The 20,968-nt window shown below is 63.5% G+C and carries 21 protein-coding genes and 1 other RNA gene; 9 read left to right on the top strand and 13 right to left on the bottom strand.

Going from position 1 to position 20,968, the window contains the following annotated elements:
* Positions 1 to 93 precede the first annotated feature (93 nt).
* Positions 94 to 717 (bottom strand): TonB-dependent receptor domain-containing protein, encoded by a 624-nt coding sequence (locus GCN74_RS15690; RefSeq protein WP_226939066.1) that lies wholly within the window; start codon positions 715 to 717, stop codon positions 94 to 96.
* 122 nt (positions 718 to 839) lie between these two features.
* On the opposite strand from GCN74_RS15690, the gene GCN74_RS15685 reads away from it, so the two are divergent.
* Positions 840 to 2,471, top strand: a complete 1,632-nt coding sequence (locus GCN74_RS15685; RefSeq protein WP_152257539.1) for an alpha-D-glucose phosphate-specific phosphoglucomutase — start codon at positions 840 to 842, stop codon at positions 2,469 to 2,471.
* Between the two features lie 44 nt (positions 2,472 to 2,515).
* Here GCN74_RS15685 and GCN74_RS15680 read toward each other — a convergent pair whose 3' ends face one another.
* The 5 genes from GCN74_RS15680 to groES all read right to left on the bottom strand — a co-directional run bounded on the left by GCN74_RS15680 (position 2,516) and on the right by groES (position 7,524).
* Positions 2,516 to 4,090, bottom strand: a complete 1,575-nt coding sequence (locus GCN74_RS15680) for an oligopeptide:H+ symporter (protein WP_152257538.1) — start codon at positions 4,088 to 4,090, stop codon at positions 2,516 to 2,518.
* A gap of 81 nt (positions 4,091 to 4,171) precedes the next feature.
* Positions 4,172 to 4,741: a GNAT family N-acetyltransferase gene (locus tag GCN74_RS15675; RefSeq protein ID WP_152257537.1), complete on the bottom strand. Its 570-nt coding sequence runs from the start codon at positions 4,739 to 4,741 to the stop codon at positions 4,172 to 4,174.
* Positions 4,742 to 4,834: 93 nt separating this feature from the next.
* Complete coding sequence (locus GCN74_RS15670) at positions 4,835 to 5,347, bottom strand: hypothetical protein (protein ID WP_226939065.1); 513 nt, start codon at positions 5,345 to 5,347, stop codon at positions 4,835 to 4,837.
* 186 nt (positions 5,348 to 5,533) lie between these two features.
* A complete protein-coding gene (gene groL, locus GCN74_RS15665; protein ID WP_152257536.1) occupies positions 5,534 to 7,183 on the bottom strand; it encodes a chaperonin GroEL in 1,650 nt (549 codons plus the stop codon).
* A 50-nt stretch (positions 7,184 to 7,233) separates the two neighbouring features.
* Positions 7,234 to 7,524, bottom strand: coding sequence for a co-chaperone GroES (gene groES / locus GCN74_RS15660; protein WP_010400979.1), 291 nt, complete (start codon positions 7,522 to 7,524; stop codon positions 7,234 to 7,236).
* Positions 7,525 to 8,058: 534 nt separating this feature from the next.
* On the opposite strand from groES, the gene GCN74_RS15655 reads away from it, so the two are divergent.
* From GCN74_RS15655 to GCN74_RS15635, 5 genes are all read left to right on the top strand, one after another.
* Entirely contained in the window at positions 8,059 to 8,805 is a 747-nt protein-coding gene (locus GCN74_RS15655; RefSeq protein WP_152257535.1) for a hypothetical protein, read from the top strand.
* Positions 8,806 to 8,961: 156 nt separating this feature from the next.
* On the top strand, positions 8,962 to 9,225 hold the full coding sequence (locus GCN74_RS15650; protein ID WP_152257556.1) for a DUF904 domain-containing protein: 264 nt from the start codon (positions 8,962 to 8,964) through the stop codon (positions 9,223 to 9,225).
* Complete coding sequence (locus tag GCN74_RS15645) at positions 9,225 to 9,536, top strand: cell division protein ZapA (protein ID WP_034747344.1); 312 nt, start codon at positions 9,225 to 9,227, stop codon at positions 9,534 to 9,536. The genes GCN74_RS15650 and GCN74_RS15645 overlap by 1 nt, the downstream gene beginning before the upstream one ends.
* A 201-nt stretch (positions 9,537 to 9,737) precedes the next feature.
* Positions 9,738 to 9,915: non-coding RNA, 6S RNA (gene ssrS, locus GCN74_RS15640), on the top strand.
* A gap of 79 nt (positions 9,916 to 9,994) precedes the next feature.
* On the top strand, positions 9,995 to 10,459 hold the full coding sequence (locus GCN74_RS15635; protein ID WP_152257534.1) for an EVE domain-containing protein: 465 nt from the start codon (positions 9,995 to 9,997) through the stop codon (positions 10,457 to 10,459).
* Here the strand turns inward: GCN74_RS15635 and GCN74_RS15630 are convergent.
* From GCN74_RS15630 to GCN74_RS15620, 3 genes are all read right to left on the bottom strand, one after another.
* On the bottom strand, positions 10,456 to 11,937 hold the full coding sequence (locus GCN74_RS15630) for a GGDEF domain-containing protein (RefSeq protein WP_193317105.1): 1,482 nt from the start codon (positions 11,935 to 11,937) through the stop codon (positions 10,456 to 10,458). The genes GCN74_RS15635 and GCN74_RS15630 overlap by 4 nt on opposite strands.
* 187 nt (positions 11,938 to 12,124) lie before the next feature.
* Positions 12,125 to 12,955: a prolipoprotein diacylglyceryl transferase gene (lgt, locus tag GCN74_RS15625; protein WP_152257532.1), complete on the bottom strand. Its 831-nt coding sequence runs from the start codon at positions 12,953 to 12,955 to the stop codon at positions 12,125 to 12,127.
* 79 nt (positions 12,956 to 13,034) lie between these two features.
* A complete protein-coding gene (locus GCN74_RS15620; RefSeq protein WP_152257531.1) occupies positions 13,035 to 13,946 on the bottom strand; it encodes a LysR family transcriptional regulator in 912 nt (303 codons plus the stop codon).
* A gap of 178 nt (positions 13,947 to 14,124) precedes the next feature.
* Here GCN74_RS15620 and ilvD point away from each other — a divergent pair, with 178 nt between their 5' ends.
* Positions 14,125 to 15,990, top strand: a complete 1,866-nt coding sequence (ilvD, locus tag GCN74_RS15615) for a dihydroxy-acid dehydratase (protein ID WP_152257530.1) — start codon at positions 14,125 to 14,127, stop codon at positions 15,988 to 15,990.
* Between the two features lie 230 nt (positions 15,991 to 16,220).
* A complete protein-coding gene (locus GCN74_RS15610; protein ID WP_034786554.1) occupies positions 16,221 to 16,532 on the top strand; it encodes a c-type cytochrome in 312 nt (103 codons plus the stop codon).
* 21 nt (positions 16,533 to 16,553) lie between these two features.
* On the opposite strand, the gene GCN74_RS15605 is transcribed toward GCN74_RS15610, so the two are convergent.
* On the bottom strand, positions 16,554 to 17,576 hold the full coding sequence (locus GCN74_RS15605) for an NAD(P)H-binding protein (RefSeq protein WP_152257529.1): 1,023 nt from the start codon (positions 17,574 to 17,576) through the stop codon (positions 16,554 to 16,556).
* Between the two features lie 91 nt (positions 17,577 to 17,667).
* Between GCN74_RS15605 and GCN74_RS15600 the strand changes: the two genes are divergently transcribed.
* Positions 17,668 to 18,570 (top strand): LysR family transcriptional regulator, encoded by a 903-nt coding sequence (locus GCN74_RS15600; protein WP_152257528.1) that lies wholly within the window; start codon positions 17,668 to 17,670, stop codon positions 18,568 to 18,570.
* 91 nt (positions 18,571 to 18,661) lie between these two features.
* Here GCN74_RS15600 and GCN74_RS15595 read toward each other — a convergent pair whose 3' ends face one another.
* The 3 genes from GCN74_RS15595 to GCN74_RS15585 form a co-directional block, all read right to left on the bottom strand.
* Complete coding sequence (locus GCN74_RS15595) at positions 18,662 to 19,804, bottom strand: branched-chain amino acid ABC transporter substrate-binding protein (RefSeq protein ID WP_152257527.1); 1,143 nt, start codon at positions 19,802 to 19,804, stop codon at positions 18,662 to 18,664.
* A 326-nt stretch (positions 19,805 to 20,130) separates the two neighbouring features.
* Positions 20,131 to 20,532, bottom strand: a complete 402-nt coding sequence (locus GCN74_RS15590) for a hypothetical protein (protein ID WP_152257526.1) — start codon at positions 20,530 to 20,532, stop codon at positions 20,131 to 20,133.
* Positions 20,529 to 20,966: a DNA polymerase III subunit chi gene (locus GCN74_RS15585; RefSeq protein ID WP_152257525.1), complete on the bottom strand. Its 438-nt coding sequence runs from the start codon at positions 20,964 to 20,966 to the stop codon at positions 20,529 to 20,531. The genes GCN74_RS15590 and GCN74_RS15585 overlap by 4 nt, the downstream gene beginning before the upstream one ends.
* Positions 20,967 to 20,968 lie beyond the last annotated feature (2 nt).

Below are 20,968 nucleotides of genomic sequence, written 5' to 3'. Positions count from 1 at the left end.
GCATCCTTCTTCTCGTATGCCTGCCGTCATGCGGCAGGCCTGTTATGGGTATGGAGTGCTTGCTTGGCGGCGATGCCTGGCTGGCGCAGCGTGTCATCCAGCCGCGTGCCGGTCATGTCGGCCCGGCGGCACATCGTCGATGGGCGCAGGCGGAAGCGGCGTTGTGCGGACCTGGTCGGGGTCTAAATGTGAATGAGAACTATTCTTATTATAGTGCGGGGTTGCGAGACATGCAAGAGTGCGATGTTGTAAACGAGAACGGCCACCGCCTTTGCGGTGGCCGTGCATCGCCCCGGCTGGCGGGTAAGTGGTCCCCACGTTGAAGTTGTGGCGCGGCGCGATGAAGGTGTACAACTGGGCTTTCTGATCGTCGCTGCCTTCCAGGGTGCGCGTGCTGCTGCAGGCATAGCCGCCCGTGACGCTCCAGCCCGGCAGGGGGCTGCCGCTCAGCTCGGCTTTCACGCCCTGGCTGCGCATCTTGCCCGCGCCAATTGAAAACAGGGGGGCCGGGTCGGGCATCACGCGGTTCTCGTCTTCCATGCGGAACCGGGCCGCATGCGCATTGACCTTCTTGTCGAACAGCTCCGCCTTCAGGCCCGGCTCGAATTGCTGGCCCGTGCGCGGCTCAGGGGCTGGCCGGCCGCATCCGTGGTGGACTGGGCGAGAAGATGCGCGTGTAGCTGCCGTAGGCCGATACTTGCCTGGAATAATTTTCATCATATTGCAAGAGTTGGCCCGGTGGGATGCCTTGCTAAGCGGTTTGGCGCACCGTGGCAGACGTACAACGCTTTGTCCGGCGGCCTGCATCGATTAGCATTGGAAGTTAATGTGGAGATAACATGGCGATTCAAATCATCAATACGGCGCCGATTGCCGGCCAGCGGCCCGGCACCTCGGGCCTGCGCAAGAAGGTGGCGGTCTTCAGCGCGCCCCAATACCTGGAAAACTTCGTCCAGAGCGTGTTCGATACCGTGGGCGACTGCCGCGGCCAGACCCTGGTGCTGGGCGGCGACGGCCGCTTCTACAACCGCGCCGCCATCCAGACGGTGCTGCGCATGGCGGCCGCGCACGGCTATGCGCGCGTGCTGCTGGGGCAGGGCGGCATCCTGTCGACGCCGGCCGTCAGCTGCGTGATCCGCAAGCATGGCGCCAGCGGCGGCATCATCCTGTCGGCCAGCCATAACCCGGGCGGCCCCGATGGCGATTTCGGCATCAAGTACAACATCGCCAATGGCGGACCGGCGCCCGAAAAGGTCACGGAAGCCATGTTTGCGCGCACGCAGGCCATCACCGAATACCGCATCAGCGACGCCGCCGACATCGACCTCGACCAGCCGGGCAGCGTGCGCATCGAGCAGATGGCGGTCGAAGTGATCGACCCGGTTCTCGATTACGCGGAACTGATGCAGCGGCTGTTCGATTTCGACGCCATCCGCGCCCTGTTCGCGGGCGGCCTGCGCATCTGCTTTGACGGCATGCACGCCGTCTCCGGACCGTATGCGACGGCCATCCTGGAAGGCATGCTGGGCGCGCCCAAGGGCAGCGTCATCAACGGCGTGCCCCTGGAAGACTTCGGCGGCGGCCATCCCGACCCGAATCCCGTCAACGCGCAGGAACTGCTCGCCATCATGGCGGCGGATGATGGGCCGGACTTCGGCGCCGCCTCGGACGGCGACGGCGACCGCAACATGATCGTGGGCCGCCGCTTCGACGTCACGCCCTCGGACAGCCTGGCCATCCTGGCCGCCAACGCGGCCGTGGCGCCCGGCTACCGCGGGGGATTGGCGGGCATCGCCCGTTCCATGCCCACGTCGGGCGCGGCCGACCGGGTCGCTGGCGCGCTGGGCATTCCCTGCTTCGAGACGCCGACGGGCTGGAAATTCTTCGGCACCCTGCTCGACGCGGGCATGGCGACCTTGTGCGGCGAGGAAAGCTACGGCACGGGCTCGCACCACGTGCGCGAAAAAGATGGCGTGTGGGCCGTGCTGTTCTGGCTCAACCTGCTGGCAGCGAAAGGGCAGTCCGTGGAAGCCATCGTGCGCGCCCACTGGGCCGCCCATGGCCGCAACTATTATTCGCGCCACGACTACGAAGATATCGACAGCGCCGGCGCGCAGCAGCTGATGGAGGCCGTGCGGGGCCGGCTGGCCGCCTTGCCGGGCCAGGTATTCGAGGGCTACACGGTGGCGCTGGCCGACGATTTCAGCTACACCGACCCCGTCGACGGTTCCGTGGCCACGCAGCAGGGCATCCGCATCGTCATGACGGATGGCGCGCGCATCGTGCTGCGCCTGTCCGGCACGGGCACGGAAGGCGCCACCCTGCGCCTGTACCTGGAGCGCTACGCAGCCGATCCGGCGCAGCACGCCATCCCCACGCAGCAGGCGCTGGCGGGCTTGATCGCCGTGGCGGAAACCGTGGCGCAGATCCGCGCGCGCACGGGGCGCGACGCGCCCACGGTGACGACGTAAAAAAGGCGCCCGAAGGCGCCCTTTTGCCTCAGATCACACCGGCATCACGCTTTTGCCGGGATGGCGGTCTGGCGGTAGTTGTCCACCATCTTGTAGCGCTTCGCATACAGGCCGAAGGCCAGCATGGCGACGGCGGCAAACGCGGCGAAGAAGAACATCTGGAAGGCCGTCACGCTGATGCCGCTCTCGGCGATCTTGCCGATCACGCCTTCGTTCATGACGCTGCGGTTGACGATCAGCACCCACAGGTTGCCCACCGTGGTCGACAGGTTCCAGAAGCTCATGATGGCGCCCTTCATGGACACGGGCGCCTGGCTGTACGCAAACTCCAGGCCCGTGGCCGAGACCAGCACTTCGCCGAACGTCAGCAGCGCGTACGGCAGGATCTGCCACATGATGGAGACGGCGTTGCCGCTGTCGAGCGCCAGCTGCAGCAAGCCGATGACGATCCAGGCCAGCGAGGAAAAGCCGATACCGGCCGTCATGCGGCGCAGGGCCGTCGCTTCCAGGCCGAAGCGGTTCAGCATCGGGTACAGCACCAGGTTGTTGAACGGGATCAGGAGCATCACCAGCATCGGGTTCAGCGCCTGCATCTGCGCCGGCAGGAACCAGCTTGGTTTTTCCATGGTGTTCGCCTGCACGATCCACGTCGAGGCCTTCTGGTCGAACAGCGAGAAGAACGGCGTGACAAGGGCGAAGATGACGAGGATGCGCAGCACGGCGCGCACGCCTTCGACGGCTTCGTCCGGGTGGATGCCGCGCGCGCGTTCCAGCTGCATGGCCGTGCCGATGCTGCCGAAGGCCAGCAGCAATACCAGCGCGGTACACGCGGAAATCACGAAGCCCCATTCGGGAATGCTGTAGAACGCATACAGGGCGCCGATCACGCCCACATACGCCACGTACAGGCCGGGACGCGAGCCGCCGTCGACGCGGGCCAGCAGGGCCGTGCGGGCCACGCGGGTAAACGAGTCTGGGTTGGGCGGCGCCGGCGGCACGTGCACGTATTTCTTGGCACCCATCCAGAAGACGACGGTGGCGGCCAGCATCATCAGGCCCGGGATGCCGAAGGCGATCGACGGACCGTAGTCGCGCAGGAATATCGGCATCAGCAGCGAGGCGAAGAAGGAGCCGAAGTTGATGATCCAGTAGAACATGTCGAAGACCAGCTTGGCCTTGTGCTTGTTGGTCTGGTCGAACTGGTCGCCGACGAACGAAGCGACGAGCGGCTTGATGCCGCCGGAGCCGAAGGCGATCAGGAACAGGCCGAAATAGAAGCCGTTGACGCTGTTTTCAAAGATGGCCAGGCAGGCATGGCCGGCGCAGTACACGAGGCTGAGCCAGAAGATGGTGTTGTATTTGCCAAAGAAGCGGTCGGCCAGCCAGCCGCCCAGCAGCGGGAAGAAATATACGCCGATGACGAAGGTGTGGAACACATGCTTGGCTTCGCCCGTGCGCTGGTCGATCGGGATCATCAGCAGCAGGGTGCTGATGAGGAATGGCGTCAGGATGTTGCGCATGCCATAAAAGCTGAAGCGTTCGCAGCCTTCGTTGGCAATGATGTACGGTATTTGCCGGGGCATTTTGCCCGTGGCGGTTTGTGTCTCGGCCGATGACATTGGCTCTCCCCAAGTTTTTTTTGTAAGCCGCGATGCTAAGGCCTGCCGCGTTTGCTTGCAACAGAAAAAACGGCCTGTCCGCTATTTCGCAGGGATTTGTAAGGTATTGATTTTCATAAAGACATTACTTTCGGCACTTGCGCTTGCACTGGCACGCGCCGGACGGGGCAGCATCAGCCGCATTTGCAGCATGCCATCCGTGGCGGGACTGTCTTCCAGGGTAAAGCCGCAGCCCAGGTACAGGGTCAATGCGGCCAGGTTGTCCTGCGCCACGGCCAGGCGCACGCGGCCCAGCTCGGGAATGGCGCAGGCATGCGCGATGGCCGCCTGCACCAGCTGCCGTCCCGCGCCGCGTCCGCGCGCCTGCTGCGCCACATACACGCCCCACAGGCTGGCCTTGTCATGCACGACGGCGATCGGTTCGCGGCGCAGGCCGGCAATGGCGATTAATTGTTTCTCGTCGAAAGCGCCAAATATTATTTGGTGCGGAGTGGCGCGCAAGCGCTGGGCTATCTGTGCCAGCGGCAAGCCGCTTTCCGCCGCATGCGTGGTGCAGAACGTGGCGGGCAGTTCGGCGATGCCGGCCAGGCGCAGCGTGCGGTAGGCGCAGGCGTCGTCAAGCGTGAGGGGACGGACAGTGGTGGCGGGCATGTGGGCGAGTATCGGGCCTCGATGTCAGAAAGTAAAGCTTGCGCTGCAAGGCAGGCGTCCCTGGCCATCGCGCCCGCAGCCGGGGCAGGGGCGTTACTGGGTGGCGACGCGCTGCATGGGCGCGTTGTCCTTGCGCCATTGTTCCAGGCTGATCAGTTCAGCGCTGACGATGTCGTCGACGAGGATGCGCTTGCCGTCGGGCGAGACGACAAAGCTTTCCCAGCGGTGGGCCGCGTCCGGCGTGTTTTCGAAAAAGCTCAGCTGATAATACGCGGCGCCATCGACGAGGCGCGTCTCGGGCGACGTTTCCATCACGGCGCCATGGGCGCGGCCGCTCGACGCCTTTTCGATATGCGCGGACCACGCCTTGATTTCCGGTAAGGCCATCAGCGCATTGATGGCGCGCGCATTCTGTTCCGGTGCCGCCGTCTGGCTGCTCGCGGCCGGGGCTTTGTCTGCCTGCGGCGCGGACTGCTGGTGCAGGTAGAAAGCGCCGAGCCCGGCGGCCAGCAAGCCGGCCAGGATGCCGGCGATGACGGTGGTTTTGGAAGAGGAAGCGCGTGGCGGCATGATGGCGGCGTGAGAAAGAGGGACGATGGCGGCCATGCTAAAGCAAAACGCCCAGGCCGGCAATCGCCAGGCTTGCCAAATCAACAGGCGAAAAAAAAGCTACCTTCCGTAGAAGATAGCTTTCGGGGCCGCCGGGCAGGTGCACGCAGCTTTTGGCCTGCCTGTCCTGTCCCGGCGTATGCGTCCCTGCGCGCCGTCGCCTGCGCGCGGGGACGCCGGACATTACATCATGCCGTCCATGCCGCCCATGCCGCCCATACCACCCATGCCGCCGCCCATGCCGCCGGCTGCCTTGTCGTCAGCGATTTCGCAGACCATGCAGTCGGTCGTCAGCATCAGCGAAGCGATCGAAGCGGCGTTTTGCAGCGCCGAACGGGTCACTTTGGCTGGGTCCAGGACGCCCATTTCAACCATGTCGCCATACGTGCCGTTGGCAGCGTTGTAGCCGTAGTTGCCCGAGCCAGCCAGTACGGCTGCCACGACGACCGAAGCTTCTTCGCCAGCGTTTTGCACGATCATGCGCAGTGGCTCTTCCATTGCGCGCAGGACGATCTTGATACCAGCGTCCTGATCAGCATTGTCGCCCTTGACCGTGATGTTGGCGCGTGCGCGCAGCAGGGCTACGCCGCCGCCTGGCACGATGCCTTCTTCCACGGCAGCGCGGGTTGCGTGCAGTGCATCTTCAACGCGGGCTTTTTTCTCTTTCATTTCGACTTCGGTGGCTGCGCCAACCTTGATCACGGCAACGCCGCCAGCCAGTTTGGCTACGCGCTCTTGCAGTTTTTCACGGTCGTAGTCCGAGGTCGCTTCTTCGATCTGTACGCGCACTTGCTTCACGCGTGCTTCGATCGAGGCAGCTTCGCCGGCGCCATCGATAACGATGGTGTTTTCCTTGCCCACTTCGATGCGTTTCGCTTGGCCCAGTTCGGCCAGGGTCACTTTTTCCAGGGTCAGGCCGACTTCTTCAGCGATCACTTGGCCACCGGTCAGGACAGCGATGTCTTCCAGCATGGCTTTGCGGCGGTCGCCGAAGCCAGGGGCTTTCACTGCGCAGGTTTTCAGGATGCCGCGGATGTTGTTCACAACCAGGGTGGCCAGCGCTTCGCCTTCGATGTCTTCTGCGATGATCAGCAGTGGACGGCCAGCTTTGGCGACTTGTTCCAGTACCGGCAGCAGGTCACGGATGTTCGAGATTTTCTTGTCGCACAGCAGGACGAATGGGCTGTCCAGTACGGCAACTTGTTTCTCTGGGTTGTTGATGAAGTATGGCGACAGGTAGCCGCGGTCGAACTGCATGCCTTCAACGATGTCCAGCTCGTCGTTCAGCGACTTGCCGTCTTCTACGGTGATGACGCCTTCCTTGCCGACTTTTTCCATCGCTTCAGCGATACGCTCGCCGATCGATGCATCCGAGTTGGCCGAGATCGAACCGACTTGGGCGATTTCCTTGGTCGTGGTGCAAGGACGGGCGATTTTCGCCAGTTCTTCGACGGTTGCCGCAACGGCTTTGTCGATACCGCGCTTCAGGTCCATCGGGTTCATGCCGGCGGCAACGAACTTCATGCCTTCGCGTACGATGGCTTGTGCCAGCACGGTCGCGGTGGTGGTGCCGTCGCCGGCGTTGTCGCTGGTGCGGGAAGCAACTTCCTTGACCATTTGCGCGCCCATGTTCATGAGCTTGTCTTTGAGTTCAACTTCTTTCGCTACCGACACACCATCCTTGGTGACGGTAGGGGCGCCGAACGAGCGCTCCAGGACCACGTTGCGGCCTTTCGGGCCCAGCGTTACTTTGACTGCGTTGGCGAGGATGTTGACGCCTTCGACCATCTTGGCGCGCGCTGCGTCGCCGAATACTACTTCTTTAGCTGCCATGTTCAATTCTCCTGAGTTTCGGGATGTATCTGTCTACAACGTGGAAACAATTACTTGACGACGATCGCCATGATGTCTTCTTCGCGCATGACCAGCAGCTCATCGCCGTCAACTTTGACGGTTTGGCCGGCGTACTTGCCGAACAGGACGCGGTCGCCCACTTTGACATCCAGAGGACGGACTTTGCCGTCGTCGAGAATCTTGCCATTGCCTACGGCAAGGACTTCGCCTTGATCCGGTTTTTCAGCAGCTGCATCAGGAATGATGAGGCCGGATGCAGTCTTGGTTTCCTGGTCGAGGCGTTTGACGATGACGCGATCGTTCAATGGGCGCAGATTCATACAAAACTCCTTAAAGTTCAATGGATAGGTGTTGCTAAATGAATACATTTCTGGCGCAGCGCCAGACGTGCTTTCAGTGACCGCCGTTGAAAGCAGCCCGCAACGGTCAAGCAAACCCCCGGTCATCCTGTCCTTGCCTGTATCCGGCAGTGGTGCATCGCGGCGTCGCCCGCCGCGTAGCGTTCCCTGCAGTTGCCTGGCAAGCACCATCAGTCCTGAGGATTGCTACGAAAGAGTTTGTTAGCACTCTCTACTAACGAGTGCTAATTATAGGGACGGTATGGGGCTTATTCAAGGGCTTATTCTCCGGGGAGATATGCATAGGCGTTCTGCGCAGCCTGCATTTACGCAGGGTTTGCGCTGGCGTAAGCGAACTCCCCGGGCGTCAGCAACAGGCGCGACTCTAGCATGTCGTCCGGCAGGGGGGCGTTCCTGTACGCACGGGAAACAGAGTTTCACTATGGGATTTGATAAGATGATTGTAATTGCATATCAATATCGCCACACATTCCCACTTGCACGAGAAAGCACACCATGCCATTCCCCCTTTTCCATCCCGCGCTACGCCTGCTGGGCGCCACCGCCATCGGCCTGGCCTGCCTGGGCAATGCCGCCGCACAGGCGCCTACCATCGTCGACGAGATCACCGTGGCGGCCCTGACGCCGCTGGAAAAGGAAATGCTGCTGAATGACTTGTTCAACGATTTGAACAAGGACGACGACGACCAGCAAGCCCATGTCTGGGACAACGGCGGCGACCGCGGCGTGCTGGTGAAAGTCACGTATAACTTCAGCAACTCCGGCATGACGGAGCACAGCTTGAAGGCGCATGTCTGCCGCGACCTGAAATTCGTCGTCACGGCGGGCGGCAAGTCGCAGGACCTGAGCCGCCGCACCTGTTCGCAGAACAGCGGCCGCTGGGATGTGCAGGGCAAGGATCCGGCGCCCGTCGTATCTCCGCCTTTCCTGTCCGACGTCACCATCGCCAAGCTCAATGTCAAGGAAAAACAAGCCTTGCTGACGGCTGCCGTGCGCACCTTGAAGGATGAGGAGGATGGCAAGACGCGCCAGTGGAGCAACAAGGGCCTGGGCAATGCGGTGCCGCTGGCAGTACGCCTGACGCCCTCGGGGACGGACGCCAAACCCGGCAGCTACCGCCAGACTTGCCGCGACTTGACGATGGTGCTTGACGGCAAGGGCGGACAACAGACGCTGACGCGCCGCTCGTGCGAAAACCGCTATGGCGGACTGGATATCGAACCCGATTACGTCGACGAGTAAAACGCCGCCATCGCGGCGCTGGCGGATGCGCACAGATGGCGAAAAGCGCCGGAAAAAGCGTGTATTGTCCGCCAACTGCCCTGCATTGATGTAAATATGTGTGACAGCGGCGTGATTCGATTGACGCCCATGGAGCGTCCGCCCTATAGTGGCGGGATGATTTCCGAATTCAACGAATTATCCGACAAAATAGGCCTGCTGGCCGAAATGACCCATGCGCTGCGCCGTGAAAACGCGCAATTGCGCAAGGACAACGCCGCGCTGGCCGCCGACAACGCCCTGCATGTGCAGCGCATGCGCGAGGCGCAGGAGCGGGTGGAGGCGTTGCTGGAGAAAATTCCCGAACTGGTGCAAGCAGGCCTGGAGCAAGCCGCTTCGGAAGCGGGCGCCTATACTGCCGAGAACGAGAAGGAAGCGTAATGCCGCGTGTCGATGTCAATATCATGGGCCAGTCCTACAGCATGGTGTGCCGCGACGGCGAAGAGCGCGCGCTGCGCGAAGCGGCGATCTATCTCGATAGCAAAATGAAAGCCATCCGCGACGCGGGCAAGGTCAAGGGCAATGACCGCATCGCCGTGCTGGCCGCCCTGGGCGTGGCCGCGGAATTTCTGTCCGTGAAGTCGCCGCAAGGTCCGCTGTCGGAATTGACGATACTGGAAGTGAAGCAGAAAATCTCGGCCATGCACACCGTCCTGGACAGCGCTCTGACGCCCCAGGAAAATCTTTTTTAAACACCGAACCAAACCTGCTGCGCGTCGCGACTTGCGGCCTGCGATGCTCTCTGCCTCGGCGGCCCCGTGCTCGCACAGTTGCGCTTCTCGACCACAATTCACTTCCGCTCGCTACGGTTTTGTTCAGTGTTATTAATTGGATTTTAAGCGGATACGGTACGATTTGTCTTTGCGATGCGCGATCAAAGGAGTAAACTTGCGTCTACCCTGCGGTGTTCGCGATTGCCATATATTCCTTGAACCATTTATGCGCATCGGTTGCGAATTTTGTTTGATGGGAGTGAGCGTCGCTCGTTCGACGAACCCGAAATTGAACTAACGTGACCACCTTGAACCGTTTGGTTCGGGATGCCGGCATAGCGGCACAGGCGGGGCCCAATTTGTACTACAACTGAAAACGGTTGCCGCATTGATGCGCAACCGTTTTTTTACGTCTGCCGCTTTGACACGGAGTCTGCATGAAACAATACTGGCTGATGAAGTCCGAACCCGATGAAGTGAGCATCGACGACCTGATGGCGGCGCCCGCGCACACCATGCCCTGGTTCGGCGTGCGCAACTACCAGGCGCGCAACTTCATGCGCGATGGCATGCGGGTGGGCGATGGCGTGCTGTTCTACCATTCCAGCTGCCCGCAGCCGGGCGTGGCGGGCGTGGCCGAAGTGGCCAGTGGGGCCTATCCCGATCACAGCCAGTTTGAAGCGGGCGGCAAATATTTCGATGCCAAGGCCACCTTGGCCCAGCCGCGCTGGATCAGCGTCGATGTGCGGGGCGTGAAGAAGACGGCGCTGCTGCCCCTGTCCGAGATGCGCCAGATGCCGGAGCTGGAAGACATGCTGCTGCTGAAGAAGGGCAGCCGCCTGTCCATCACGCCCGTGACGCCGGCGCAATGGAAGGTCATTACCGGCAAGCTGAAAGCCTAGCCTTCGATCCGGTTGCGGCCGTTCTGCTTGGCCCGGTACAGGGCCTGGTCGGCGGCCGCCAGCAGCTGTGCCGGCGTCGGTACGTCGTCGCTCAGGGCCAGGCCGATGCTGGCCGTCACCAGGCCGCCACGCGACGGCGCGTGGGCGATGGCGGCAGCGGCGATCGCTTCCTGCATTTTTTGCGCCACGGCCAGCGCGCCCGCGCGGTCGGTGGCGGGCAGGATGGCGGCAAATTCCTCGCCGCCGAAGCGTCCCACCAGGTCGCTGGCACGGGGCAGCGCCGAGTTCAGGGCCGCCGCGATCTGCACCAGGCAGGCGTCGCCATACGGGTGGCCAAAGGTATCGTTGAGGCTTTTGAAGAAATCGATATCGATGATCAGCAGCGCCAGCGCGTGCTGGTTGCGCGCGGCGCGCTGCCACTCGGCCTGCAAGGACTGGTCCAGGCAGCGCCGGTTGGCGATGCCCGTCAAGCCATCCGTCAGCGACAGCTTTTCCAGCTTGTCGTGCGCCGCCCGCAAGGCCAGTTCGCTTTGCATGTAGCGGCTTTGCAGGGTGGCCGAACGCAGTGCGTGGACGGCCAGCGCGACAAACAGGGCGCTGGCCGCCAGGTAAAAATGCTCGCGCAGCACGACGAATCCCAGACCCAGCAGGGCCGCCGTGAAGAAGATGGGACTGAAGTTGTCAATCAGCAAGGTCAACGGCCGCGGCGGCCGCGCTTCTTCCTTGCCCGGCTGCACGCGCATGGACAGCACCGCCAGCAGCAGGAAAGGCAGGCTGGGCAGTACCTCGCTGGGACCGGCTTCGGCCAGCGCGTGCAGGGTCAGGTAATTATAGGCGCCCGCGCAGGCCGCGTAGCACCACAGGAATACGCTGAGCAGCAGGTAAAAACGCCCTTGTGCCCCATCGCGGCGGTGCGCCAGCAGGCGCAGCGAGGCGCAGCAGGCCAGCACCAGGTTTTCCACGTTGTAGGTCAGCACCAGCAGGCTGGCGGGTATCGGCGCGATCGAGCGCTGGTCGAAGGGCGAGACGGAAAAGATGGCCGTATAGGTCAGGTAGGCCGCCAGCAGCACTTGCACGGCATCCAGCCATTGCAGGGTGCGCGAAGGGTGGCGGTCGCTGACGGAGGAAATGGCCAGCAGCAAGGGCGCGCCATACATGAAGTAGGCAAAATCGGAGAAATACGTCGTGTCGGAAGCCACATGGCCGCTCAGGTCTTGCCAGGCGGACAGCGCCATGCCCCCGCTCCAGAACAGCATGGCGGCCGCAAACAGGCCCCAGCCCGTGCGCACGACGCCGGGCGTGCTCAGGCAGGCGTTGCGGCAGCAGGCGGCCAGCGCCAGCAGTGGGGCCGTCACGCCGAACAGATAGCTGACGGCGGGACCGTGCTCCCCGGCCCAGGCCGTCAAGGCCAGCTGCGCCAGCACGTAGCCGCCCGCCAGCGCCAGCCAGAATGTCGTGGTCTTCCTCGCATATTGCATGGATGGGACTCCCCGGCTCGAATGGCCAACACTGCATGAGCGCATGCCCTGCTCTTGCTGCAGGGTAAAGCGATCATCGCGCTATCGCAAGCGAAGATTCATTCCGCAAGGAAATTGTGCTGCTTGTAGGGAAGTGTTGCCGGGGGATGGCGCGCCTGCCTGGCACGCCATCGGGGGGGGCGGCGGTTTACGTGTTTGCCGGACGGGCCTTGGTGGGCGGCGTGCCCATCACCTGGCTTTTATACGCCCACACCAGCAGCGCGATGGCGCCGACGATCATGGGCAAGGACAGCATCTGGCCCGACGTGATCGGCACGCCCAGCCACACGACTTCCCAGTCCGGCGTGCGGAAGTATTCCGTGAAGAAGCGCGCGCAGCCGTACAGCAGGGTGAACATGGCGCCCACGGCCATGCGCGGACGCTGCTTGCGCGCATACAGCCACAGGATGATGAACACCAGGATGCCGTCGACCAGCATCTGGTAGATGGGCGACGGGTGCACGGGATACGGGATGCCCGGCCATTGCATGGCCCAGGGCAGGGTTTCCGGCGCGATGCGGCCCGGCAGTTCGGCGTTGATGAAGTTGCCCAGGCGGCCAGCCGCGTAGCCGAGCGGCACCAGCGGGGCGATGAAGTCGAGCACGTCGAACAGGTTGCGTCCCGCCTTGCGGCTCCACAGGTACATGGCCAGGATGACGCCGAGGAAGCCGCCATGGAAGGACATGCCGCCATGCCACACCATGAAGATCTCGAGCGGATTGTGCATGAAATATTCGGGGCGGTAGAACAGCACTTCGCCCAGGCGCCCGCCGATCACCACGCCCAGCATGCCGTAGAACAGCATGTCGTCGAGGTCTTCCTTCTTCCAGCCCAGCACGGCGATGTGCGGCTGCTTGATGCGCACGCGGCCCAGGATGATGAACAGGGCGAAGGCCAGCACATACATCAGGCCGTACCAGTGCACGGCGAGCGGGCCGATCTGGATAGCAATCGGATCGGGCATCGGGTGTATCAGCATGGGGTTTCTTTCTTTGTTTAAAGCTAAGGTTGCGTAGTATGGCGGCGCTGGCGGTTTTTTGCCTTAGCGGCCACTTAATTTAAGGGGCAGTACCGCCGATCTGCTTGCGCAGCAGCGCCAGAAAGCCTTGCAGCACGGCGGACGGATTGTCGCGGCGCCAGGCCAGGCCCGTTTCCACCAGCGGCGTGGCGTCCTGCAGCGGCCTGTATTCTACGCCCGGACGCATCAGATTCGATACCGATTGTGGCACAAGCGCGATGCCCATGCCAGCCGAGACGAGGCTGACGATGGTTTGCATCTGGATCGCTTCCTGGCCGATCTGCGGCGTGATGCCGGCCGCGCGGAACACGCCGAGGATGGCGTCGTGCAGGGCGGGCGAGATCGCGCGCGGGAAGATGATCAGGGGCAGCGCCGGCAGGTCGCGCAGGCGCACGGGCCCTGGCGCCGCCAGAATGTCCAGGCCGGACGGCGCCGCCAGCACCAGCGGTTCGGCCAGCACGGGCAGGTAGTCGAGCGCCTCCTTCGCTTTTTCGGGCAGGGGCGGGATCAGCAGGCCCGCATCCGTGCGCCCGGCCAGCAGTTCGTCCAGCTGCAGGTCGGACGTGGCTTCCTGCAGCGCGATCTGCACTTGCGGGTAGGCCGTGCGGTAGGCGCGCAGCAAGGGCGGCAGCACGCTGTAGTCGGCCGAGGAAACGAAGGCCAGGCTCAGACGGCCCGCCTCGCCCTGCGCGGCCCGCTGCACCAGCGCGGGCAAATCGTGCGCCTGCGCCAGCATCCGGCGCGCCTCGGGCAGCAGGGCGCTGCCGGCCGGCGTCAGCTGCACTTCGCGCCGCGTGCGCACGAACAGGGGCGCGCCCAGCAAGTCTTCCAGCGCCATGATGGTTTGCGACAGGGGCGGCTGCGTCATATGCAGGCGCGCGGCGGCGCGGCCGAAGTGCAATTCCTCGGCGACGGTGACAAAGTAGCGCAGCTGGCGCAGTTCAAGGTTCATATGCGTTTCCATGTGGAATAAGTTCTGTGATATATAAAATGACTCACAGACACGTGCATCATATATTTGACAGGGGGACGCGCGCAAGGCAATCTGGCGTACCCCCACTGCACGCAGGGTTTTGCCCAAGGCTCCCCGCCGCAGTCAGGCATCATTCATTTCCTGGAAGGTCCCCATCATGCCGCAATACCGCTCCCGCACCACCACCCACGGCCGCAACATGGCTGGCGCCCGCGCCCTGTGGCGCGCCACCGGCATGAAGGATGGCGACTTCGACAAGCCGATCATCGCCGTCGTCAACTCGTTCACCCAGTTCGTGCCCGGCCACGTGCACCTGAAGGACCTGGGGCAGATGGTGGCGCGCGAAATCGAAGCGGCCGGCGGCGTGGCCAAGGAATTCAATACCATCGCCGTCGATGACGGCATCGCCATGGGCCACGGCGGCATGCTGTATTCGCTGCCTTCGCGCGACCTGATCGCCGACTCCGTCGAATACATGGTCAACGCCCACTGCGCCGACGCCATGGTGTGCATCTCGAACTGCGACAAGATCACGCCGGGCATGCTGATGGCCGCCATGCGCATCAATATCCCCGTCGTGTTTATTTCCGGCGGGCCGATGGAGGCGGGCAAGGTCCTGAAAGTGGTCAACGGCGCCCAAAAGGTTATTAAACTTGATCTGGTCGACGCCATGATCAAGGCGGGCGACAGCACCGTCAGCGACGCCGACGTGGCGGAAATCGAGCGTTCGGCCTGTCCGACCTGCGGTTCCTGTTCCGGCATGTTCACGGCCAATTCGATGAACTGCCTGACCGAGGCGCTGGGCCTGGCCCTGCCCGGCAACGGCACCATCCTGGCCACGCACTCGGACCGCCAGCAGCTGTTCCTGCGCGCGGGCCGCCTGATCGTCGACCTGGCCAAGCGCCACTACGAGCAGGACGATTATTCCGTGCTGCCACGCTCGATCGCCACCAAGGCGGCGTTTGAAAACGCGATGGCGCTCGACGTCTCCATGGGCGGCTCGACCAACACCGTGCTGCACTTGCTGGCCGCCGCGCACGAGGCGGAGGTGGCATTCACGATGGCCGACATCGACCGCATCTCGCGCAAGGTCCCATGCCTGTGCAAGGTGGCGCCGATGACGGATAAATACCATATCGAAGACGTGCACCGCGCGGGCGGCATCGTGGGCATCCTGGGCGAACTGGCGCGCGCCGGCCTGCTCGACACGACCCTGCCGACCATCCACGCGCCCACCCTGGCCGACGCCATCGCGCAAAACGACATCATGTGCACGGACAATCCGGCCGTGCATGAACTGTTCCGCGCCGCGCCGGGCGGCGTGCCCACGCAGACGGCGTTCTCGCAGTCCGAGCGCTTCGCGGCCGTCGACACGGACCGCAGCACGGGCTGCATCCGCGACAAGGCCCACGCGTACTCGCAGGATGGCGGCCTGGCCGTCTTGTACGGCAACCTGGCGGAAAAAGGCTGCATCGTCAAGACGGCCGGCGTGGATGAAAGCATTTTGAAATTCTCGGGCAAGGCGCGCGTGTTCGAAAGCCAGGATGCCGCCGTTGAAGCGATTTTGGCCGATACCGTGCATGAAGGCGACGTCGTCATCATCCGCTACGAAGGCCCGAAAGGCGGCCCCGGCATGCAGGAAATGCTGTACCCGACGTCGTACATCAAGTCGAAGGGCCTGGGCAAGGCGTGCGCGCTGTTCACGGACGGGCGCTTCTCGGGCGGTTCCTCGGGCCTGGTGATCGGCCACGCATCGCCGGAAGCGGCCGAAGGGGGCGCCATCGGCCTGGTGGAAGAGGGCGACTACATCGACATCGACATCCCCGAGCGCACCATCAAGCTGCGCGTGACCGCTGCCGAACTGGCCGCGCGCCGCGCCGCCATGGAAGCGAAGGGCGATGCAGCCTGGCTGCCCGTCAACCGCGACCGCTACGTGTCGCAGGCGCTGCAGGCGTATGCGGCGCTGACGACGTCGGCCGACCGGGGCGCCGTGCGCGATCTGTCGCAGCTGAAAAAGCGTTAAGCCGCACCCATCTGTTGTGTAAGTACGACGGCCGGCCCCGTTTGACTGGACGGGGCCGGCCGTCGTTACATCGCCTTACAAACAACATGGTCATGGCCGCGCAGATGGGGCAGAATAGGACTGCCTGCTGACTACATTGCGTTACTACATTGAAACGCTTGATCTGGGCTCGTGGTGCATCTGCGGAAACACAGTAAAATGCCGCAGGAAGTAACTTTGGAGAAAAGACAATGAAACGTTTTATGTTGGTGAGTGTATTGGCCGTGTCGGCCCTGGCATCGCAAGCAGCGTTGGCCAATCCTGACCTGGCGAAAGCAAAGAACTGCATGGCATGCCACGCGGTGAGCACGAAACTGGTGGGCCCGGCGTTCAAGGACGTGGCTGCCAAGTATGCCGGTCAAAAAGACGCGGAAGCCAAGCTCGTGGCGAAAGTCATGAAGGGCGGTTCCGGCACCTGGGGCGCGATCCCGATGCCAGCCAACCCGCAAGTGAGCGATGCGGAAGCCCACACCCTGGTCAAATGGGTACTGGCACAGAAATAATCTGTGCCGCAGTACCTGCAATCAGCGCGCCGGCAATCCCGGCGCGTTTTTTTTGTCCGCCGCCTTTTGCAGATTGCCCATGCCCTCCAGTGTCGCCCGCACCGCCTCGTCGAGCGGCGTGTGCGGCTCCTGCCCCAGCAAGGCCAGCAGTTGCGCGTTGTCCATGGACAAGGGCGTCTGCCATAAATAGCGCATCTCGCGCATTTCGCGCAGGGTCGCCACGAACGGCGACGCCAGCGCCACCAGCCACCACGGAAAGCGCCGGATGACGGGGCGCGTGCCCGACGCCTGTTCCACCACGCGGGCAACCGCCCCCGTCATTTGCCGGCCGTCGTGGTCCCAGTGGCCCGCCATGTGCAAGCGCGCAAACGGCGGCAGGGCGGCGCGCATGGCCAGCAACTGCACCATCGTGCGCGCCACGTCGGGCAGGTAGGACCACTGGTGGCCCACGCCGGGCGCGCCCGGATACAGGATGCTGCGCACGGGCCGGCCAGGCTTGACGAGGCCCTGCGAAAACCAGTTATTGCCGGCGCGGGGACCGAAGAAGTCGCCCGCGCGCACGATCAGGACCCTGGCGCCCTGGGTGGCGGCCTTTTCCAGGCGCGCTTCCAGTTCCACGCGGATGGCGCCCTTGCGCGTCAGCGGGCGCTGCGGCGCGTCTTCCGCAAGTAAGTCTCCCGATGCGGGGAAGGCGTCGGGGCCGAAGTTGTAGACGGTGCCGGGCAGCACGATGGTGGCGCCTTCGGCAATGGCCGCGGCGATGGTATTGTCCAGCATGGGCAGCACCAGCTGGCCCCAATGTCGGTAGCCGGGCGGGTTGACGGCGTGCACGATGACGGCGCAGCCCCGGGCGGCCGCCAGCACGTCCGCGCGCGATAGCGCATCGCCGCGCAGCCATTCGATGCGGTCGCCCCGCGGCGGCGGCGTTTCTCCCCGCGTCAGGGCGCGTACCTGCCAGCCCGCCGCCAGCAACTGGCGCACCATCTCGCCGCCGATACCGCCCGTGGCGCCCAGTACCAATGCCGTGTTTTTCGTGTTCTCCATCCTGACCTCCGTGTGGTTGATGGCGCCAGTATCTGCCGCGCAAGGCTAATTGGGAATTGACGAACATCGCGTACAGGCTATACATTTATGTATGACTGCCGCCATCGCCTGGGAATACTACCGTTCGCTGCTGGCCGTGCTGAGGCACGGCTCGCTGTCCGGCGCCGCCCGCGCGCTGGGGATTACGCAGCCTACTGCCGGCCGGCATATCGCAGCGCTGGAGCAGGCGCTGGGGGCGACCCTGTTCACGCGCTCCCAGCTGGGCTTGCTGCCCACGGAAGTGGCCCTGGCATTGCGGCCCCATGCGGAAAGCATGGAGCATACGGCAGCCCTGATGGAGCGGGCCGCCAGCAGCCAGGGGCAGGGCGTGGCCGGCGTCGTGCGCATCGCGGCCAGCGAAGTGGTGGGCGTGGAAGTGCTGCCGCCTGTCCTGGCCCGCCTGCGCGCGCGCCATCCGGGCTTGGTCATTGAATTGGTATTGAGCAATAAAGTACAGGATTTGCTGCGCCGGGAAGCGGACATCGCCGTGCGCATGCTGCGTCCCCGCCAGGAGCAGCTGGTGGCGCGCAAGGTGGGCGACATCGAACTGGGCCTGCATGCGCACGCGGACTACCTGGCGCGGCACGGCACGCCGCTGGCATTGGCGGACCTGGCGCACCACGCCGTCATCGGCTACGACGAGGCGAGCCCCTTCGTGCGCAACGCGGGCGCGGCCTTCCAGGGATTTGCGCGGGAAAACTTTGCCTGGCGCAGCGACAGCGACCTGGCGCAGCTGGCCTTGCTACGCGCGGGCGCGGGCATCGGCGTGTGCCAGGCGGGACTGGCGGCGCGCGATCCATCGCTGCGGCGCGTGTTGCCGCAAGCATTTTCGCTGCCCATGGAAACGTGGGTCACCATGCATGAAGACTTGCGCGGCAGCTTGCGCTGCCGCGCCACCTTCGACGCGCTGGCCGAAGGCTTGCTGGCTTATGTAGCCGGACAGCAAGAACCGTAGCGAGCGGATGTGAGTTGTGGCTGAGAAGCGCAGCTGTGCGAATGCACAGTGAGCATCGCAGGCCGCAAATCGCGCCGCACAGTAGGTGCTATTATTTGACCACTTCCATCTTGGTCTTCTTGCCATCCCGATAGGTGAACAGGGTCAGCGCGCCATCCTTGATGTCGCCGTTGGCATCGAACGCAATCGGGCCCGTCACGCCCTGGTAGTGCACCTTGGCCAGGAAGGGCAGGTAGACGGACGGTTTCGACGATTTGGCGTCGGCCATGGCGGTGGCCATGGTCATCACGGCATCGTAGACGTAGGGCGCGTACAGCTGCACTTCCATATTGTATTTCTGCTTGTAGCGGGCGCGGAAATCGTCCATGCCTTTTTGCTGCGCGCCCGTCACGCCGCCCGCTTCCGCGCAGGTGACCATGTCTTCGCCCACGGCGTCGCCCGCCAGCTTGCCCAGCGGTTCCGTGCACAGGCCGTCGCCGCCCATGAACTTGGCCTTGATGCCCAGCGCCTTCATCTGGCGCAGCATGGGGCCGCCCACGGAATCCATGCCGCCAAAGAAGATCAGGTCGGGATTTTTTGACTTGATGCTGGTGAGAATGGCATTGAAGTCGGTCGCATTGGCATTGGTAAATTCCTTGCCGACGATTTGCACGCCTGGCGCCGCCTTCTTGGCACCCTTGACGAACTGTTCCGCCACGCCCTGGCCGTAGGCCGTGCGGTCATCGATGACGGCGATTTTCTTCGCTTGCAGCTTGCCCACGGCATACGCGCCCAACGTTCCCCCCAGCTTGTTGTCGTTGGCCACTACGCGGAAGGCCGTGTTGAACTTTTGCTGGGTATAGGTCGGGTTGGTGGCGGCCGGCGAAATCTGCGGAATGCCCGCATTGAAGTAAATGCGCGAGGCGGGTATCGTCGTGCCCGAATTCAGGTGACCCACCACGCCATTGACCTTGGCGTCGACCAGTTTTTGCGCCACGGCCGTGCCCTGCTTGGGATCGGCGGCGTCATCTTCCGGCACCAGCACGAATTTCACGGCTTTGCCGTCGATCTTGAAGCCTTTGGCGTTCAAGTCCTCGATGGCCATCTTGGCCGCGTTCTCATTATCCTTGCCCAGGTGCGAGCTGGCGCCAGAGACCGGGGCGACGTGGCCGATCTTGATGATTTCCTGTGCGCCCGCATGGCCGGCAAAGGCGAGGGCGAGGGCGAGAGGAAGGACTTTGGTCTTGAGCAGCATAAACATTCTCCAATGGATAAAGATACGGCGGCGTCTCGTGAAAACCGCTTCGAGGGGCGGTGCATTTGAAGAAGGTACAACAAAAAACAGGCGGCGCAAAGCCGCTTCTCTGGCTTTTTGCATTTTGTCGCAACAATCACCAAAGTGAGGCGCGATGCACCGATTTCGCAGGCGCGAGCGCACCAAAGAATGGCCTTGCAAGGGGGAAGGGTGTAAGAAAATCTGCGCTCTTCTCCCCCAAAACGACATCCGGGGGCAGACCCTGAGGGGCCGACCCCAGCCGTTCGCTGTTTGGCGGAGGAAGTGCGGGGATTACAGCGAGGGGATTACAGCGCCGGTGGGTGCAGATGCCCCAGCTCATGGCTCACCGCATGCGCGACGATCTGTTCCAGCGATTGCTGCAAGTCTTCGCGCAACGCTCCCCGCATGCCGATCAGGGCATTCTGCAGGGCCGTCTGCAGGACGTGGGCGATGCGCTCTTCCAGCAGGTGGTCGATCTTGCCCTGGACTTGATGCAGGATGCGCTGCGTCAGCCGCTGTTCGATGGCGTCCCAGTCGGGCTGCACGACGCTGGGAGGCAACGCTGGCGCTTGCCCGGCAGGCGGCGCTGCCGGGACAGGGGCCGCCGCTGGCACAACGGGTACCGCGGGCGCCGGCTCCGGCACATCCGGCCCCAGCAGCACTTCCGTCAGCAGGGGAATGCCCTGGTCGAATGGCGGCTGGCTCATGGTTTGTCCACTGAGTTGCCCGCCACGAAGTGCGTCGGTTGCACGTTTTGCTGGCGGTAGTGCAGGAAGCGCTGGCGGCCCGCCTGCGCATCCTGCTCATCCATGGCGACGATCTCGAAGACGCGCTGGAACTGCGTATAGTTGGGCGGCGGCAACTGCGACAGGTTGACGAGGATGTCGTGGTGCGGCACATCCGCCGTCCCGTCATCGGTGAGGATGATGGGCGTCTGCGCCGCCAGCGGATCGCCGGCCAGCACGTGCGGCAGGAAATCCGTGGCGGAAAACGTCCACATGGCGCGGTTCAAGGCGTCGAGCTGGGCGCCGTCTTGCGCCAGCACGACCACCTTGTTACCGGCCATATAGGCCTTGCGCGCCAGGCGGCAGGCGTAGGCCAGCTTGTCCGGCACGTTGCTGTGAAAATCGACGCGGCTCATGG

The organism is Janthinobacterium sp. FT14W (assembly GCF_009208755.1).
In the GTDB taxonomy this organism is placed as follows: domain Bacteria; phylum Pseudomonadota; class Gammaproteobacteria; order Burkholderiales; family Burkholderiaceae_D; genus Janthinobacterium; species Janthinobacterium violaceinigrum.
Note: the sequence above shows the minus strand (reverse complement) of the source record. Positions and strands in the feature narration are given on the sequence as shown.

Excerpts from the sequence above, each read along its gene's own strand:
- GCN74_RS15600 (WP_152257528.1), top strand. The coding sequence starts at position 17,668 with ATGACTGCCGCCATCGCCTGGGAATACTACCGTTCGCTGCTGGCCGTG.
- GCN74_RS15645 (WP_034747344.1), top strand. The coding sequence starts at position 9,225 with ATGCCGCGTGTCGATGTCAATATCATGGGCCAGTCCTACAGCATGGTG.
- GCN74_RS15610 (WP_034786554.1), top strand. The coding sequence starts at position 16,221 with ATGAAACGTTTTATGTTGGTGAGTGTATTGGCCGTGTCGGCCCTGGCA.
- GCN74_RS15605 (WP_152257529.1), bottom strand. The coding sequence starts at position 17,576 with ATGGAGAACACGAAAAACACGGCATTGGTACTGGGCGCCACGGGCGGT.
- ilvD (WP_152257530.1), top strand. The coding sequence starts at position 14,125 with ATGCCGCAATACCGCTCCCGCACCACCACCCACGGCCGCAACATGGCT.
- GCN74_RS15595 (WP_152257527.1), bottom strand. The coding sequence starts at position 19,804 with ATGCTGCTCAAGACCAAAGTCCTTCCTCTCGCCCTCGCCCTCGCCTTT.
- groL (WP_152257536.1), bottom strand. The coding sequence starts at position 7,183 with ATGGCAGCTAAAGAAGTAGTATTCGGCGACGCAGCGCGCGCCAAGATG.
- GCN74_RS15630 (WP_193317105.1), bottom strand. The coding sequence starts at position 11,937 with ATGCAATATGCGAGGAAGACCACGACATTCTGGCTGGCGCTGGCGGGC.
- groES (WP_010400979.1), bottom strand. The coding sequence starts at position 7,524 with ATGAATCTGCGCCCATTGAACGATCGCGTCATCGTCAAACGCCTCGAC.
- GCN74_RS15670 (WP_226939065.1), bottom strand. The coding sequence starts at position 5,347 with ATGGCCGCCATCGTCCCTCTTTCTCACGCCGCCATCATGCCGCCACGC.
- GCN74_RS15650 (WP_152257556.1), top strand. The coding sequence starts at position 8,962 with ATGATTTCCGAATTCAACGAATTATCCGACAAAATAGGCCTGCTGGCC.
- GCN74_RS15585 (WP_152257525.1), bottom strand. The coding sequence starts at position 20,966 with ATGAGCCGCGTCGATTTTCACAGCAACGTGCCGGACAAGCTGGCCTAC.
- GCN74_RS15690 (WP_226939066.1), bottom strand. The coding sequence starts at position 717 with ATGAAAATTATTCCAGGCAAGTATCGGCCTACGGCAGCTACACGCGCA.
- GCN74_RS15685 (WP_152257539.1), top strand. The coding sequence starts at position 840 with ATGGCGATTCAAATCATCAATACGGCGCCGATTGCCGGCCAGCGGCCC.
- GCN74_RS15635 (WP_152257534.1), top strand. The coding sequence starts at position 9,995 with ATGAAACAATACTGGCTGATGAAGTCCGAACCCGATGAAGTGAGCATC.
- GCN74_RS15675 (WP_152257537.1), bottom strand. The coding sequence starts at position 4,741 with ATGCCCGCCACCACTGTCCGTCCCCTCACGCTTGACGACGCCTGCGCC.
- GCN74_RS15590 (WP_152257526.1), bottom strand. The coding sequence starts at position 20,532 with ATGAGCCAGCCGCCATTCGACCAGGGCATTCCCCTGCTGACGGAAGTG.
- GCN74_RS15680 (WP_152257538.1), bottom strand. The coding sequence starts at position 4,090 with ATGTCATCGGCCGAGACACAAACCGCCACGGGCAAAATGCCCCGGCAA.
- lgt (WP_152257532.1), bottom strand. The coding sequence starts at position 12,955 with ATGCTGATACACCCGATGCCCGATCCGATTGCTATCCAGATCGGCCCG.
- GCN74_RS15655 (WP_152257535.1), top strand. The coding sequence starts at position 8,059 with ATGCCATTCCCCCTTTTCCATCCCGCGCTACGCCTGCTGGGCGCCACC.
- GCN74_RS15620 (WP_152257531.1), bottom strand. The coding sequence starts at position 13,946 with ATGAACCTTGAACTGCGCCAGCTGCGCTACTTTGTCACCGTCGCCGAG.